Origin of the sequence: Lactobacillus sp. ESL0703, from assembly GCF_029433435.1 — a bacterium.
Taxonomy (GTDB): Bacteria; Bacillota; Bacilli; order Lactobacillales; family Lactobacillaceae; genus Lactobacillus.
Genome location: NZ_JAQTIB010000002.1, coordinates 437,031 through 453,612, shown reverse-complemented (window position 1 = coordinate 453,612; position 16,582 = coordinate 437,031). Strand labels below are relative to the sequence as shown.

Sequence of the window (16,582 nt, the reverse complement as noted above, 5' to 3'; positions counted from 1 at the left end):
TTATGTATACTTAAATAGCAAAAAAACTGACCTACTTCAACAGTAAGTCAGTTTTTTTAATTATTAATAATTATAGACCGTTTTCGCTCATTTGCTTCAAAGTCAAATCAAGGTGCTCAAGCACTCTATCCTTGCCTAATAGTTCCATGGCTTCGCCCACTCCGGGACCAACCATTGATCTAGTTGTCGCAATCCGAATTGGCATAAACAAGCGTCTACCTTTAATTCCAGTTTCACGCCGTGTTGCTTGAACAGCATTCATAATTTGTGGTGCTGTAAAGCGCGGAATTAAGTTAAGTTGCTTCTTAAATTCTTCAATTACTGGACGAGCTTCATCTTTGCGGATTTCATCAATTTCTTCGTCGCTTAAATCCTTTGGTGCAGCGAAGAAAATTTTAGCTAAGTCAACAATTTGCTTGGTGTAAGACATTTGGACTGAGTAAATGTTAACCAATTGCCGAACCCATTCCATCTTCTCAGGTGTTGGATCTTGTTCAACTAGACCTGCTTCTTGCAAATTGTTCAACGCAAGATCTAACAAGGTATCACGGTCAGCCTTCTTGATGTACTGGTTGTTAATCCATTCCAACTTCTTTTGGTCAAAGGTAGCAGGGGATTTTGATAACCGCTCTGGATCAAATTGCTTAATCAATTCACGTTGATTAAAGATTTCATTTTCACCACCCGGTGACCAGCCAAGCAAAGTAATGAAGTTGAACATCGCATCTGGCAAGTAGCCAAGGTCACGATATTGTTCAATAAATTGCAATACTGATTCATCACGCTTAGATAATTTCTTACCCGTATCAGCACTAATAATCAAGGTCATATGGCCGAACTTCGGTGGTTCCCAGCCAAGAGCTTGGTAAACAGCCAATTGCTTAGGCGTGTTCGAAATATGGTCATCCCCACGCAGAACGTGTGTAATTTCCATCAAGTGGTCATCAATAACAACCGCGAAGTTGTAAGTTGGCATCCCATCGCGCTTTTGAATAACAAAGTCGCCGCCGATTGTATCAGATTCAAAGCTTAAGTGACCCTTAACGATGTCATCCCAAGCATAAGTAACCATTTCTGGAATGTGAATTCGAACAACTGGCGTTAAGCCCTTAGCTTCGGCATCGGCTTGTGCCTGCTTGATTTCATCAGCAGTCATTCCCTCATATTCGTAAGTATAATGAGGGGCAATACCCATTGCTCGTTGTTCTTCACGTTGTTCTTCCAGCTCTTCCTCAGTCTTGTATGAGTAATAAGCCTTGCCTTCATCAATTAACTGCTTGATGTACTTATTGTAAATATCTTTACGTTCTGATTGACGATAAGGACCGTAATCGCCGCCCTTATCAGGACCTTCATCCCAGTCAATGCCCAACCAGTGCAAGTTCTCCATTTGGGAACGTGCACCACCTTCGACATTACGCTTCAAGTCAGTGTCTTCAATTCGTAAAACTAACGTTCCCTTAGTGTGCCGCGCAAACAAATAATTAAACAGCGCGGTCCGTGCATTACCAATGTGTAAGTGTCCCGTTGGACTTGGGGCATATCTTACACGAATTTTTTGTTTTGCCAAAATTCATGCCTCTTTCAAAATAGTAAATTCAAACAATTTTAGTTTACCCGTAATAGCAAAAAAGTTCAATCTTTCCTAGCCTAAAACCAGTTTTAATGCTTGGGCAATACTAGAAACAGGAATTACTTCAATCCCTAAATTCTTTAAACTAGCCTGCATATTGTGCCGTGGAATAAAAATTCGCTTGAAGCCAACCTTAGCAGCTTCTTTAATCCGAACCTCAATTTTATTAACTCGGCGCACTTCACCAGTCAAACCCACTTCGCCAACAAAGCAATCGGTTGGTAAAATTTCTTGGTTCTTATAACTGGACGCAATTGCCATCACGACGGCTAGGTCAACGGCGGGTTCATTCAAGCGAATCCCACCAGTTGCGGTCAAGTAAACATCTTGGTTTTGCAGCATTAAGTTGCCGCGTTTTTCCAAAACAGCCAACAAAAGTGCCGCACGATTATAATCAATCCCTGACGTTGTTCTTTTAGCATAGCCAAATGCTGTCGGTGTCACTAACGCCTGAATTTCAGCAAGCAGCGGCCGCGTACCTTCAAGCGAAACGACAACTGCTGATCCAGTTGACTTGGGCAAACGTTCATCCAGAAAGATTGCTGACGGATTAGTGACTTCCTGCAATCCCTCATTAACCATCTCAAACATGCCAATTTCGTTAGCAGCACCAAAACGATTTTTCACAGAATGCAGAATGCGGTAAGCATGGTGCTCATCACCTTCAAAATAGAGCACAGTATCAACCATATGCTCCAAAATTTTGGGTCCGGCAATTGCCCCTTCCTTAGTCACGTGACCAATCACAAAGACCGTAATTGCATCCATTTTGGCAATTTTCATTAGTTCACTCGTTACCTCGCGCACCTGCGAAGCTGAACCCGTCATTGAATCAAGACTGGGCTCATTCATTGTCTGAATGGAATCAATAACCACAAAGTCCGGCTGAACATCCGCTATTTGCTGACGAATATCTTCCATATCGGTTTCTGGAAAGAGCAACATGCTGCTGGCACCTAAGCCCAAGCGATTAGCACGTAGCTTAATTTGGTTAGCCGATTCTTCCCCCGATACATACAGTACCTTGTGATCATTGGCTAAGTCACTCATAATCTGCAACATTAACGTCGACTTGCCAATTCCTGGGTCCCCACCGATTAAAACCAGCGAGCCGGGAACAATGCCGCCGCCAAGCACACGATTAAGCTCCCCAGATTTAGTCTGAATCCGTTCTTCTTTTTCCGCTTTAACATTATCAAGCCGAACCGGTTCATTAACCCCAGTTTTTTTAATTAAGCGACTAGGACTGGCCTTAGTCGACCTCGCTGCCACTTGCTCAGTTTCCTTTTCAAACTGGTTCCAAGCCCCACAATTAGGGCAACGTCCTAAGTAACTGGCCGAGATATAACCACACGAACGGCATTTATACTTAGTCTTAATCTTTGCCATTTAGATTCCTTCCTCATTGGTTGAGCCAAAGCCATTGGTTCGCTGCCGGCTAACAGGCAGATCGTTGTCTGTCTTTAAGTATTGCACAAAAATCCCTTGTCCAATTCGATCACCCTTGCGAATTTGCAGCGGCCGCACGCCATAATTAATTACCTGCATAAAAATTTCACCTTCATTGTTAGGATTATTGTAATAATCTGAGTCAATTACCCCGATACCATTCGGCAGGCTCAAATTACGCTTAAAAGTATTGGACGACCGATTAGCCAGCACCAAGACCTCATCATCAGGCATGTAAGCTTTAATTCCCGTCGGAATCAGCAGCGGCTGCAAAATTTGCTCTGCCAGTTGATAATCAGGTTCATATAAGTGATGGCCGTTTCTAATTAAGCGAAAAATCCGGACAAAATTTAAGCGCCAAATACTTGGAATAACCATATCCTTAGCTGCTTCTATATCATAGCCCGCACTAGCAATCGTTTGCCGTCTTGGCAAATTAATATTTTTATTTTCATAACTCGATACAATCTCAAAGCCCCTTGTTTTATTCATTATTTACTCCCTTTAAACTCTGCAAAACTATTTTACAATAGATTGCGGGCTTTAATTAAAATCTTCTATAATAAATACGTAAAAAGCCAAATTTATTTTGTAAAGGACACACTCATGTATAGCATTAACGATCCCCACCAATTTTTTAAAATTTATAATGATGACGACATACTTATTTGCCACTGGACAATGGATAAAGTTGAGCGCCAAGATGGCACCGTCTGGGTAATGAACCATTTCTTTATTAATCCAGCCGCTGACAGTAAGCAAATTTTAGCAGAGCAAATGTCCATTGCCTTGAAAATTGCTCAAGAATCGCAGCTACCGATTTGGCCGCTTGACCCGTTAATAATTGCTTACTTTAGCCAGCATCCCGAATTTAACGAAATTTGGTACCACAAGCCAGCCGCAAAATAGTGACAACCTAATTAAACGAAAAAATCTCGCAAGTACAATTCTTACGAGATTTTTTAGTAAAATGATTTTACTTAATTAAGGGAATTCTTGACCAAATTCTTTTGAAACTTAACTAACAGACAACAGCAACTAATAACAATTGCCAAGATGCCGCTAACAGAAAAGACATTGAAGCCAATATTCTTGACCATTGCCGTTAATGGGTTAATAACAAATGGACTAACGACACCGCCAACTGAGTAAATGGCAACATAAATTCCTAACGCCATTGAAACCGTGCTGTCGTCAACCGCAATTGAAATCAAATACGGAAACTGCCCCATTGCGATACTCATGGCTGCCCCAACCAAGAAACTGCCGATAAAGACAATAACTAATGAATGGACAAAGCCAATCAGCAGATAGGAAATACCATAAAGTAAAAATGACAGTGCAATTGACGAATATCTAAATTTCTTGCCAAGAATACCAACGATTAACCCGCAGAGCATGCCGCCAATCAATGAAATCGTCGAAGTCAATGCAGCTTGTGATGTGGCTCCTAGTCCCTGCTCAACAACAAAAAGGGAAATGTTGTTGTTCAAGACGTTATTTAGCAGCATTGTTAAAAATGCCCACAATGCACAGTAAAAAACATATTTGTTTAGCTTGATCTTACCTGCTTCTTTAGCCTGGTGATTATCATCAGACACATCTTTAGGATGCATTGGCAATAACATGGTGACAACCAGCAGAATTAATAATGAAAAGAGATAAATCCAATAATTATTAACCCAACTGCTCGCGGCAGCTAATTGCCCGCCACCCATGATAAAGACAACACCACCAATATTAATGAACGTGGTGGACAAGCCCATCGTTGATTCCCGTTCTTTTTTAGGTAAAATTTGTGAAATCAAGACTTGCGTTAAATTAGTACAAGCTCCTTGACCCAAACCAACTAAACAAGAACAGATTATCAAGAAAATAAAGCTCTCATGAAAGAACAATGGCAATAAGCCACCAATTACAACAAGTAGAATTGAACCGACAGTTAAACTTTTTAAATTAATCTTACCAGCCGTTAATTTACCAATTATTAATCCAGCAACCATCATAAACAGGTTAGGCAGTGAGGTCAGCATTTGAACACTAGTATTATTTAGGGCAAAGTGCTGCGCGATTGCCGCATACGAGGGTGTAATGGCTAAGGCAGCCATGCCAATCATACTAACTGCCAAAACACCGATTCGTGTTTTTAGAACATATTGTTTAGAAACGTTCACTTGCTAGCACTTCCCTTTGCAAATACTTAAAACAGCATTGCGACCAGAAAAGGCGGCATAACCTGCAGTACTTCCCGGCAAAGTAACGGCGTAAGTATCGCCAACTAACATCCCGGCAGCGTCATTTCCAACAGCATACAGACCGTCAAGAGGGTAACCATAGCTATTTAAGACTGCATTATGGTCATCAACCCTGATGCCGCCAAGGGCACATGCCATGCCAACACCAAGTTCAACAGCATAATATGGTCCTTCTTTAAGCGGCGTTAAATAAGCTGCAGCTTTACCAAAATCACTGTCCTCACCCTGTTCCACTACCTTGTTGTAGCGTTCAATCGTGGACTGCAAATTAGGTAAGTTAAGCTTTTGTGCAAGTTCTGCAATCGAATCAGCCTTAGTTAAGTACTTCTCATTGTTTTGAAGATCACGGGTAATTTCATCAGTCAAATTAGCTAATTTTTCTGGTGAAACCGGTGAATTACCTAACTCCTTATATAAACCAACATTAGTTAAGTGGCCTACAGCGGCATGATCGAGGATTGAAAAAGTCCGTACTTGCGTTAAAATACTGCTGCCAGCGTGACACATATTGTCATTAACATCTTCATTGACAAAACGATCTCCACGCTCATTAACCCATAAAATTGCTTCTTGTGTAGCTGCTGCAGCTAGTTGCGAAGCCATGTGGACAAACGGCGGTCTTGTTTTATCAAGAATTGCACCGCCACCATATTGGATCGCGCCCATTTGATAATGTTCGGCACCTGCTTGCCAGGCTAGCTGCATCCCGTCACCAGTTGACTTGCCATCACTAACAGATAATAAGCGGTCATTAAGCGGTGTTCGCTTTTTAACTAATTCTGGATTATCAATATAGCCACCTGTTGCAAGAATGACATCATTGACTGATAATTCTCTCATTTGACCAGTTGCTTCATTTTTAATGATTAGCCCAGAAACGTGACCATTATGTTGTAAAATCTTTTGCGCACCAATGCTGGTAACAATTTCGATGCCATACTCATTAACTTTGGTCAGCAAAGTCTCGATTGCTGCTTTGCCACCACCGCTAAAGGTGTGAATTGTTGGCCAGCTCTTACCTTGTGGACCAACTTTAACAAATTCGACACCTAATTCATGCAGCCAATCAATGATTGCACCGCTGTGGTTAATAAATTTCTTTAAATGAGGGGCATTGGCTTCATAGTGCGAATAATTTAATTCATCTTGCAACAATTCAGTCGGGTCGATTGTAATTCCCTCCTGCTTTTGCAAATAACTATCTACACCCATTGCACCTTCAACATAATTGCCATCGCCGCCCAACGTGCGGCCTTTTTCAATTATTAAGGTGTCGAGGTGCTGTTCACCAGCACTTACTGCTGCAGCTAAACCTGATAGGCCACCACCGACAATTACTAAGTCATAATGGGCTTTTTTAGGAAACATCGTCTGCCTCCTACTTCAAACCAACTGAAACACCACCATCACTGAGAATGGTCTGACCAGTCATAAAGGTTGCCTCACTAGCTACAAAGACATAAACTTTGGCAACTTCGGCTGCTGTTTCGTAGCGTTTCATTGGAACTGTCGGCAAAATCTTCTCAAGGAAGCCACCGTCGTTTAATGGCGTCTTAGTTAAACCTGGGGCAACACAGTTGACACGAATATTATTTTCAGCATAATCAACAGCTGCTGCTTGCGTCATCCCCATAATACCGTTCTTGGCTGCGTTATAAGCACCCATTCCGCCTGGATTATAAATACTGCCTAAGGCTCCGGCGTTAACAATTGAACCATAACCTTGCTTCAAGAAAACTTTGATTTCTTCACGCATACATAGGAATGTCCCGCGCAAATCAAGGTTAATAGTCTTATCAAAATCATCATCAGTTAATTCAGCAAATGGCTTGAGCACACCACCACCAGCATTATTAACGGCATAGTCTAACTTGCCATAAGTATCAATAATTTTATTTAAACTATCTACAATGCTGTCGGTTTTCATAACATTCAAAACTAAGCCGGTAATCTTGCCATCATACTTTTTGTCTAAATCTTTTGCGACATCAATAACGCTAGGATTGTAGTCTGTCAATACAACATTAGCACCTTGAATGGCAAATTCTTCACTAATCGCATAACCAATTCCTTGAGCAGCACCTGTAACCATTGCAACTTTATCTTTTAACATTTTTGTATCCTCCTAATTTAAACTTTTAATTGCTTCTTTAGCGGCAATCCAACCTGAAACAAAGGCAAAGCCGTTCGCGATCCCTTCATAGCTTGGATAACCATCTGAGTAAAGTCCGTTAACATTATTGCCAACAATATATAAATCTTTAATTGGTGAACCGTCTTCTCTAACCGGCTCACAATTACGATTGACATTGACACCGTCTAAAGTTCCTAGAATTGCACAATGCTCAATAATTGCATAAAATGGACCATCATGAACTCCAAACAGCAATTCATCAGCTGGTTTTAAGAAAGTGTCATCTTGTTTATCTTCAACCGCTTGGTTGTAAGAAGCTAGGCTTCTCTTCAAAGCTTCAACGGGAACATTTAGCTTTTGTGCTAATTCTTCAAGTGTATCTGCTTTAACAACCTCACCGGTTTTAATAGCATTATCAAAGTCTTGTTGAATATTTGGCAGTGGACCAACCGCAGTCCGTGGCTCTTCACCAACCTCGCAGAATTGTCTTTCAAACGTATCTTCTAACTCAACTTCATGATCCTTAAAGTAATCGAGCGTTGCTTGGTCTAAAACAACATAATATTTGCCATGAACGTTGTGTGCAGCATTACCCCACATGGCAAAGTCGTAAACAACATCTTCATTAACAAAACGATTAGCTGTTTGGTCCAACCATAATAACGGCAAATTGGTTAAAGTTTCGACGCTGCTATCACGCTTCATTGGGTTAATCTGCATACTTGGCGCGCAGCCATGAGCAAATAAAGCTGGACTATGGCGCAAATCAGCACCAAGTTTTTGCGATAAGCGAATTCCAACCCCTGTTGACTTGTGTTCTCCTAAATTCAATAAGTCAGCAGTATCTGAATAACGTTCCTGCAGCATTTCATCACTTCCGCAATAGCCACCATCAGCAAAAATTACTTTGCTGGCTTCAATTCGAATTTGCTTACCAGTCTTGTCTTTAGCAATCACAGCCTTTAGACCATGATCGTAATCAAGAGAAGTAACTTCAGTTTCCATTAACACTTGATTTCCAGCAGCTTCAAACTTTGCTGGTAATTTGTCCCAATTGGCAATTTTTTCCGCAAAATTATTAAACTTATGATAAACAAGCGGATCATTCAAGTGAGCCTTTTGCTCACTCTGTTCAACAGTTACCGGCAAGCCCATTTCGGTTAACCGGTCAATATTTTTACCAGATTCTTTCAAAAATCTAGCTAAGAGTTCACCATTAACAAAAAAGTGATTGTAATCCGTTAAATCTTGAAAGGCATTACGATAATCATACTTAACACCTAACTTATTTTGCTGGCTAGAATCAATCGCAAAGACACCATGCGCACCAAACTTACCAGCACCGCCAACTTTATTTCCTTTTTCGATCAGAACAAACGGAACCCTTTGTTGATACAATTCAAAACTTGCAGAAATCCCGGATGACCCAGAACCTACAACCACTACTTTCGTAGAAATAGTTTCCATTCAAATTCCACCTTTCTTGTGACCTTTATTACAATTTAAATTGTAAATCACATCACAAGAAACCGCTAACACATAAAAGTTACTGCTGATAACTTAAAGTTATTGCCTTAGTTATTAAATGGGTCAACTCCTTTTGTTTGCTGGCACTGATTGCAACAACGATTTCGAATTTATTCTTCAAATATTCAGGCGATATTCTGTAAATGTTTTCACAATAATTGATAGACTGAAAAGTACTAGGCAGCATTGTCAATCCACCTCTGTAATTGACGTTTAAATACGCAGCAGAAAAATCATTGACGGCCGCGATTTCCTTATAGCTCCAACCTTCTTGAGCATAAGCTTCTAACATTGCAGTTTGAATATTTAAAATTCCGGTCGACTTCCAATCCTGCATATAGATAGTGGAGTTTTTAGCCAAATTCTTTAGGTTTTGGTTATACTTTTTTACACTCTTAGAATTGAATACCAAGTCAAAATCAACTGTTTCTAGTGGAAAAGTAATCACTTTACTATTACCAGCAAATTCAAGCTGAAAGCCAATTAAAATATCATAATTATTCTTAAGTAGACGGCTGATGCTGGTGTTAAATGCTTCCTCATCAAAACTAACTACATACTTATCAGGCAGACAATTAGCGAGCCGCGCCGCGTGACTTTCTAGTCCCTGTAAAAAATGAATCCGCAATAATTTCTCAGGATGCTCATCTGGATTATGCCAAATTTCGCTATATGAATTAATAATTTCAACAGCTCGCTCATAGAAAAGTTCCCCTGTTGGCGTTAAGGAAAATTCCCCTGCTGTTCGGTTAAGCAGCTTATGTCCTAGTTCGTTTTCTAATTTTTTAATTGCTGAACTCACAGCCGTTTCAGAAACATAATTTCTTTTAGCAGCAGAGATAAAACCATGTGTTTGAACAACATCTACAAAATACTTAACCGGCATCAAATTATAATTCATTGCTTTTCCCTTTTATTTAGCCAATATATTACCCTTTTCACATAAGATACCATAAATCAACTATTCCTAGACAGGTCCTTAATAAAAAATATTGCCCAACTAACTAGAATATCTATATAATTTTTTAGCATTCACATATATCAATTACCATCCAGCCAATAGACGTTAGTGCTGTTATAGGCTAAAATATGAGTTAGACAAATTATCAAGGAGGAGCTAATTTTATGACAAAAGAAATCACAAACGATGCTATCAATAACTATACCCAAGACCTTGCTAAGCACGCTGGTATCAATATTGCCAGTCATGCTGCACAAGAAAATGGAATTTTTAAGGCTAGTCAAAATACCCAAACCAAAATTGACCTCGACCCAACTTTTTCAATTGAAATCGATACGGGTAAGCCAGCTGACCAAAAACAATCAGGTCGCTGCTGGATGTTCTCAGCTTTGAACACCATGCGCCACCCACTTCAAAAGGAATACAAAGTTAAGGACTTTGAATTATCCCAAAACTTTACTAATTTCTGGGACAAGTTCGAAAAGTCTAACTGGTTCTTCGAGAACGTTATTGCCACAGCTGAACAACCACTTGGCGATCGTAAAGTAGCATTTTTATTTGCCACCCCACAACAAGACGGCGGTCAATGGGACATGCTTTGTGGTCTTATCCAAAAATACGGTATCGTACCTAAAACCGTTTATCCAGAAACCGCCAACGCGACAAATTCAAGCGCATTAAATGACACCTTGAATACCTTATTGCGTAAAGACGGATTGGAATTACGCGACTTGGTTAACGCAGGTAAGTCCGAAGAAGCAATTCAAACACGCAAAAACGAAATGTTAAACGATGTTTTCCGAATTTTGGCTGTTTCACTCGGCGTGCCACCTACCAAATTCGACTTTGAATACAAAGATGATGATGGTAATTATCACCGCGACGCTGCTATTACACCAAAGGAATTCTTTGACAAATATGTCGGCATGAACCTTGAAGACCACGTCTCAACTATTAACGCACCAACAAGCGATAAACCTTATCACAAGGTCTTTTCTGTTGAGTATCTTGGCAATGTTGTCGGTGGCCGCCAAGTCCGTCACCTCAACTTGAAGATTGCAGAAATGAAGGAATTAATCATCAAGCAATTAAAGGCTGGCGAAGTTGTCTGGTTCGGTTCCAATGTTGGCAAGGATTCTGACCGCCAACTTGGCTTATTAGACACCAATATTTACAAGCGTGATGAATTGTTTGATATTGATTTTTCGATGTCCAAAGCCGACATGCTTGACTCTGGTGAAAGTATGATGGATCACGCCATGGTTATCACTGGTGTTGACCTGGTAAACGACAAGCCAACCAAATGGAAGATTGAAAATTCATGGGGTGTTAAACCTGGTTTTAAGGGTTACTTTGTCATGAGTGATTCATGGTTTGATTCCTTTGTTTACCAAGCTGTTATCAACAAGAAGTTCTTGCCTGATGACCTTAAAAATGCCTTTGATGAAGGCAGTAAGGACCCAATCCAATTATTACCTTGGGACCCAATGGGTGCTTTAGCATTTAAATAAATAATTGTAAGCAAAAAACGCGTTACTTCTCAGTAACGCGTTTTTATTTTTCAGTAATTGAAACTACACCGTTATTAACCATCACTACCCCATGATTACTAATTGTCTTCAACGGCAGCTTGGTAGAATACTCGGCAAAAATTTGTTGCGACTTGCGCTTAAACGGGAAACTTAGATAATGCGGCAAAACATAGAAGTCAACTAACTTTAGTGCCTGATAATTTGATAGATCTGGTGCCTTTTTGGTACTGTCCATTAAACTAAGATAGCCGATATCAGAGGCTGTAATGGCTGCGCCAGCTGATTCACCAATATATAATTTGCCCGCGTTAACTTCACTAATCAGCAGCTGATCTGCACCTGTTCTTCTTAATTCTTGCAGCAAGTAAAAAGTATTCCCACCAGAAAGATATATCACATCTGCAGCCTGCAAGCCCGTTTTAATAACCCTAGTAGAAGCAACTGCCACATCTAAAACATTAACCTGCATCCCTAAAAGTTCTGCTAATAATTTGGTTTCGGAACGCATCATTGTCTGATGCCCTCTTTCAACATTACTGGCTGTTGGAATATATGCGACTCTCTTACCGTGTAGATCGCCAGCAAATTTAGGTAATAAGTCACAGACATTGTTTAACATTGATGCTAAGAAGAGTTGCGCCATGATTAAGTGCCCCCACAAGTTTATTGATAATCACTAAAATCGATTACCTGGTCATATTGTTTTAATTCGTCTTTTTCATAATGATGGATAACCTCAACAAAAGTCAAGTCCGAATCAAGTAAATACTGGTGGATTTTATTGGAAGTTGCCCGATCAAGTGAAGCGTTAATTTCATCTAACAATAAAATCGGCCGCTCAGCTAATATCGCCCGCGCTAATTCAATTCTTGCGAGCTGCCCACCCGACAATTGGTCGGCATTGTCACCTAATTGATAGTCAAAACCTTTTTCTTGAACAATTTCGCCTAATTCTAGCATTGAACAAACTGCAGTTACTTTTTCTAAAGGAATCTTGGCGCCCAAAGTCAGGTTAAACCATAAATTGTCTGCAAAAATCACTGGAGCTTGGCTGGCATAGGCAAACAAATCTGTCAGCTGTGCAACTTGATATTCATGGCCATCAACCGTAATCTTGTCAGCCTGACCGAACTTGCCAGTCAACATAAATTGAAACAGGGTTGACTTGCCGCTGCCGGATGGCCCAATAACTGCTATCTTTTGTCCCTTTTTAATTGCCAAATTAATTCCTTGAGCCAATTTTTGCTCTCTGACCAAATTGATTTTCGAAAAAGCAACTTCTTGATTAAAATCAGTGACTTCAGGCTCATGCTCTTCACTAAGAGCTAAATATTGTTTAATCTTAGCTACAATATTCTTCGTCGTTGAAAAGTGATTGCGTTCTTGCATAATCGTCAGAATCGGATTCACAAATGAGTTTGACAGTTGGACAACGGCAAATAATGCTCCCAAAGTCGTCTGACCCTTAATTATTAAATAAATTCCCACCAAAATCGGTAGTAAGAATGTCCCAATTTCAGCAACGAAATTAACTAATGCCTGTGAATTATCATTTAACAAGTTCATCTGGGCCAGTGATTTTTCCAGTTTATTAACCACCTGCTTATTTTTAGCTACACCATTTTGTTGCTGCCGGTACAAGCGCAAAGAATCAGCACCAGCTAAAAAGTTCTTGGTTTGATTAACATATTCTTCATTAGCACTTGTCCAGTGGTCCGACGCCTTTTGCAGCGGCTTTTGGAAGAAACTAACTACAACCATCGGAATAACCGAACCAATAAAAAATAAAATGGTCAACAACCAATTAATATAAAAGGCGTAACTCAACGACAGTATCAACATGCAGGCACTCATTGCGATATTAATTTCAGCGCCAAAGCGGTTGGTCTCAAGCAACTTGAAGTCACTTGTTAAAAAGCCAAGTCCTGCCGAATTTTCTGCTCGTTCTTCATGCAGCATCCCATTAAAAACCTTAGTTCTCAATGTACTGTTTGTTTGTCTAATTGCATCATTTTTCAAATAGTTATATCCCAGCTTCGCCAGAAAGACGATTACAAACAGAATAATAATCGTTACCAAAAAATGCGGCAGCTTTTGCGGCTCACCCTTTGTACCAATATTAACCAAGGTTCCTGTCATATACGCCATCACGATATTTTCTGCGCTGGCAACAAGTCCCAAAAGGCACATTAAGATTAGCTTAGGTTTTGAATAGTATTTTGCAATCATGAGTTTCTCCTTCAAATAATTAATTTCAATATATTCTTTAAGTTAATTAAAGTCTTTTACCCAGTTAAAGCAATAGCTACTGCCCAAGTGGTCGCTCATGATGACTAAGTGGTCATTTTTATGCATTAAAAAACGTTGAACTTATTCAACGTTTACCTATTAATCTTTAGTTTAGGACACTTTTAATAAAGCGCATAAAGGCTGCTTGCCCAACTTGAGTTTGCTTAAAGACACCAGCATCAGCAAGCACCTTGGCAAAGACTTTACCCAGCTCTGACTGTAAAACGGCATCAACATTAGCTGCTGTAATCTTATTTTGGGCCGCAATCTGCTCAGCCCACGGCAAATGCATTGCCGCAATTTTATTCTTATCACCTAGCAAAAATTTGCGCACCTCTTGCATCTCTGACTTAAGCCGCGGCGGCAAAATCGCTAACCCCATCACTTCAATAAGACCAATATTTTCCTTCTTAATGTGCTGGACATCTTGATGAGGGTGAAAAACACCGTCAGGATATTTACTTGAGGTTTGGTTATCACGTAATACTAAGTTGAGCTCCAACTGGTCACCATGCGTGCAGGCAATTGGCGTAATTGTATGATGTGGTGTTTCTCCTGTAAAGGCCCGCACGCCAACCTGCTCATCACTATACTGTCGCCATGCCTGCAAAATTTTATTTGCTAAGGCAACTAGTTGCTTTTTGTTTTGGCTGCGTAAGCGAATCACAGACATTGGCCACTTTACAATCCCAGCTTCTACATCAGCAAAACCCTTAAAGTTAAGCTTAGTTGTTATTTTTGCCTTCATCATCGCAAAATTATGACGCCCGCCTTGGTAATGCTCATGTGTAAGTATCGACCCACCAACAATTGGCAGATCAGCATTACTACCAGCAAAATATCCCGGAAATTGTTCAATAATATTCAGCAGCCGAGTAAATGTTTTTTCCGAAATTTTCATTCCCTCGTGCTTAGAAGAAAGAAAAATGCAATGCTCATTAAAATACGCATAGGGTGAATACTGAAAGCCCCACTCCTCATCATCGATCTTAAAGCGGATAATTCGGTGGTTGCTGCGGGCTGGATAATTATCACGCCCTAGATAGCCCTCATTCTCCATACACAATTGGCACAAAGGATAACCCGTTGCTTTCACCTTCTTCGCCGCCGCAATTGCCCGCGGATCTTTTTCCGGTTTAGACAAATTAATCGTAATTTCTAAATCACCATAGTCACTAGGCGTAACAAAATAAATATTCTTGGCAATTGCCCGCGTTTTAATATAGTCACTAGTCTTACTTAACTGATAAAAATCAGCAATCGCCTGTTCTGGCTTTTCTTGATATGTCTGCCAAAACTGCCGATTAACAATACTAGGACGCGGCACTAATAAATTCATCAATTGCGCACCTAAAATATCTTGTTCATTGAAAGTAGAACCACAATGACCATTTTTAACAGCAGCTGCAACCAATTCATCTTTTAAATCAATTAAAACTGTGCTTGTTGTAACTACAGAACGTGCCTCGTCTCCCACTAGTGCCAATACTTGATTAGTTAAATAGATCCGATCCAGTTCTGCATTATCACTTGCAGCAATTACTTGCGTAACAAATTGCTCAACCAAATTTGTTTGTGTCATTTTTACATCCCACTAAATTATTCCAAAACCTTAGCGCCATCGGATGTTTCCGCAAGATAAAATGATGGCTCATAACCGACTACTCGCTCATACACCGTACCAACATTTTGCTCAAAAGCTGGTACATCTTTCTTGTTAACAAGCGCGATTGCACAGCCGCCAAAACCGGCTCCCGTCATTCTTGCACCTAATACCCCTGGCTGTTGCCACGCGGCGTGAACTAGGGTATCTAGTTCCTTGCCCGTAACTTCATAATCATCCTGCAAAGACACATGTGAAGCATTAATTAACCGGCCAAACTGTGCCAGATCACCTTTTTGCAAGACCTGTTCGGCACGCAATGTCCGCTCATTTTCCCAGACAGCGTGACGCGCTCTCTTAAGAAGGGTTTCTGAAGATAAGAGTGAACTATACTGGTCCAAAGTTTCACTATCTAATTCACCCAAAGAGTTAATCTGCAATTCTTTTTGTAAATCGCCTAGTGCCTGCTCGCATTCACTTCTGCGCTCATTATATTTGGAATCGGCTAGTTCACGACGCTTATTAGTATTCATAATGACAATTACATTATCTTGCAGATTAAGTGGCACCATCTTGTATGCCAGAGTATTAGTATCAAGCAAAATTGCCTGATCTTTCTTACTCATTGCAACTGCAAATTGGTCCATAATTCCGGAATTTACACCAATAAAGTCATTTTCAGTGGCTACCCCCATCTTAACAAGATCAAGCACACTAACATTAAGGTTAAACTGATCGTTCAGTATCACACCAATTAACATTTCCAGAGCAGCTGATGAAGATAGTCCCGCACCATCAGGAATATTGCCATCAACATAAATATTTAAGCCATGCGAAATTTGGGCACCTTTAGAGAGTAAAAAGTGCAGCATCCCTTTAGCATAATTAGTCCATGAATCTGATTTAACAAAGTGTAAGTCAGCAAGTCCAACTTCAATTATCCCTAATTCCCCAAAACTACTGGAGTAAAAACGGAACTTTTGGTCATTACGGCTACTGACAGCACCATAAATTCCCAAAGTAATTGCACAGGGAAACACGTGGCCGCCATTATAGTCGGTGTGCTCGCCAATTAAATTAATTCTCCCCGGCGAAAAATAATAGCCGCTAGGGTCTTCATGATATATTTCAGTAAACTTCGCTTTTAATTCTTCTTTGTCCATTTTGTTTCTATCCACCTTCATAAAAAAGCGCTATCA

14 protein-coding genes are annotated in these 16,582 nt (G+C 40.2%); 2 read left to right on the top strand and 12 right to left on the bottom strand.

The genetic code is table 11. The features are described from left to right. Positions 1-70: 70 nt before the first annotated feature. The 3 genes from gltX to PT278_RS04685 all read right to left on the bottom strand — a co-directional run bounded on the left by gltX (position 71) and on the right by PT278_RS04685 (position 3,574). Positions 71-1,570 (bottom strand): glutamate--tRNA ligase, encoded by a 1,500-nt coding sequence (gltX, locus tag PT278_RS04695; RefSeq protein ID WP_277130630.1) that lies wholly within the window; start codon positions 1,568-1,570, stop codon positions 71-73. A gap of 75 nt (positions 1,571-1,645) precedes the next feature. Beyond that, positions 1,646-3,022, bottom strand: a complete 1,377-nt coding sequence (gene radA / locus PT278_RS04690) for a DNA repair protein RadA (protein ID WP_277130629.1) — start codon at positions 3,020-3,022, stop codon at positions 1,646-1,648. Further along, entirely contained in the window at positions 3,023-3,574 is a 552-nt protein-coding gene (locus PT278_RS04685) for a dUTP diphosphatase (protein ID WP_277130628.1), read from the bottom strand. Positions 3,575-3,688: 114 nt separating this feature from the next. Between PT278_RS04685 and PT278_RS04680 the strand changes: the two genes are divergently transcribed. Then, complete coding sequence (locus PT278_RS04680; RefSeq protein ID WP_277130627.1) at positions 3,689-3,991, top strand: hypothetical protein; 303 nt, start codon at positions 3,689-3,691, stop codon at positions 3,989-3,991. Positions 3,992-4,062: 71 nt separating this feature from the next. On the opposite strand, the gene PT278_RS04675 is transcribed toward PT278_RS04680, so the two are convergent. The 5 genes from PT278_RS04675 to PT278_RS04655 all read right to left on the bottom strand — a co-directional run bounded on the left by PT278_RS04675 (position 4,063) and on the right by PT278_RS04655 (position 9,899). Then, positions 4,063-5,256 (bottom strand): MFS transporter, encoded by a 1,194-nt coding sequence (locus PT278_RS04675; protein WP_277130626.1) that lies wholly within the window; start codon positions 5,254-5,256, stop codon positions 4,063-4,065. 3 nt (positions 5,257-5,259) lie between these two features. Continuing rightward, positions 5,260-6,705 (bottom strand): FAD-binding protein, encoded by a 1,446-nt coding sequence (locus PT278_RS04670; protein ID WP_277130625.1) that lies wholly within the window; start codon positions 6,703-6,705, stop codon positions 5,260-5,262. Between the two features lie 10 nt (positions 6,706-6,715). Beyond that, positions 6,716-7,450, bottom strand: a complete 735-nt coding sequence (locus tag PT278_RS04665) for an SDR family NAD(P)-dependent oxidoreductase (protein WP_277130624.1) — start codon at positions 7,448-7,450, stop codon at positions 6,716-6,718. A 12-nt stretch (positions 7,451-7,462) separates the two neighbouring features. Continuing rightward, complete coding sequence (locus tag PT278_RS04660; RefSeq protein WP_277130623.1) at positions 7,463-8,938, bottom strand: FAD-binding protein; 1,476 nt, start codon at positions 8,936-8,938, stop codon at positions 7,463-7,465. A gap of 79 nt (positions 8,939-9,017) precedes the next feature. Continuing rightward, positions 9,018-9,899, bottom strand: coding sequence for a LysR family transcriptional regulator (locus PT278_RS04655; protein ID WP_277130622.1), 882 nt, complete (start codon positions 9,897-9,899; stop codon positions 9,018-9,020). 224 nt (positions 9,900-10,123) lie between these two features. Here PT278_RS04655 and pepC point away from each other — a divergent pair, with 224 nt between their 5' ends. Continuing rightward, on the top strand, positions 10,124-11,470 hold the full coding sequence (gene pepC / locus PT278_RS04650) for an aminopeptidase C (protein WP_277130621.1): 1,347 nt from the start codon (positions 10,124-10,126) through the stop codon (positions 11,468-11,470). A 43-nt stretch (positions 11,471-11,513) separates the two neighbouring features. On the opposite strand, the gene PT278_RS04645 is transcribed toward pepC, so the two are convergent. The 4 genes from PT278_RS04645 to PT278_RS04630 all read right to left on the bottom strand — a co-directional run bounded on the left by PT278_RS04645 (position 11,514) and on the right by PT278_RS04630 (position 16,546). Continuing rightward, the gene (locus PT278_RS04645) at positions 11,514-12,134 is read right to left on the bottom strand and encodes a Type 1 glutamine amidotransferase-like domain-containing protein (RefSeq protein WP_277130620.1); all 621 of its coding nucleotides are present in this window, start codon (positions 12,132-12,134) and stop codon (positions 11,514-11,516) included. A gap of 20 nt (positions 12,135-12,154) precedes the next feature. After that, positions 12,155-13,720, bottom strand: coding sequence for an ABC transporter ATP-binding protein (locus PT278_RS04640; protein WP_277130619.1), 1,566 nt, complete (start codon positions 13,718-13,720; stop codon positions 12,155-12,157). Positions 13,721-13,886: 166 nt separating this feature from the next. Next, the gene (galT, locus tag PT278_RS04635) at positions 13,887-15,362 is read right to left on the bottom strand and encodes a UDP-glucose--hexose-1-phosphate uridylyltransferase (protein ID WP_277130618.1); all 1,476 of its coding nucleotides are present in this window, start codon (positions 15,360-15,362) and stop codon (positions 13,887-13,889) included. 17 nt (positions 15,363-15,379) lie between these two features. Continuing rightward, the gene (locus PT278_RS04630) at positions 15,380-16,546 is read right to left on the bottom strand and encodes a galactokinase (protein WP_277130617.1); all 1,167 of its coding nucleotides are present in this window, start codon (positions 16,544-16,546) and stop codon (positions 15,380-15,382) included. Positions 16,547-16,582: the final 36 nt, after the last annotated feature.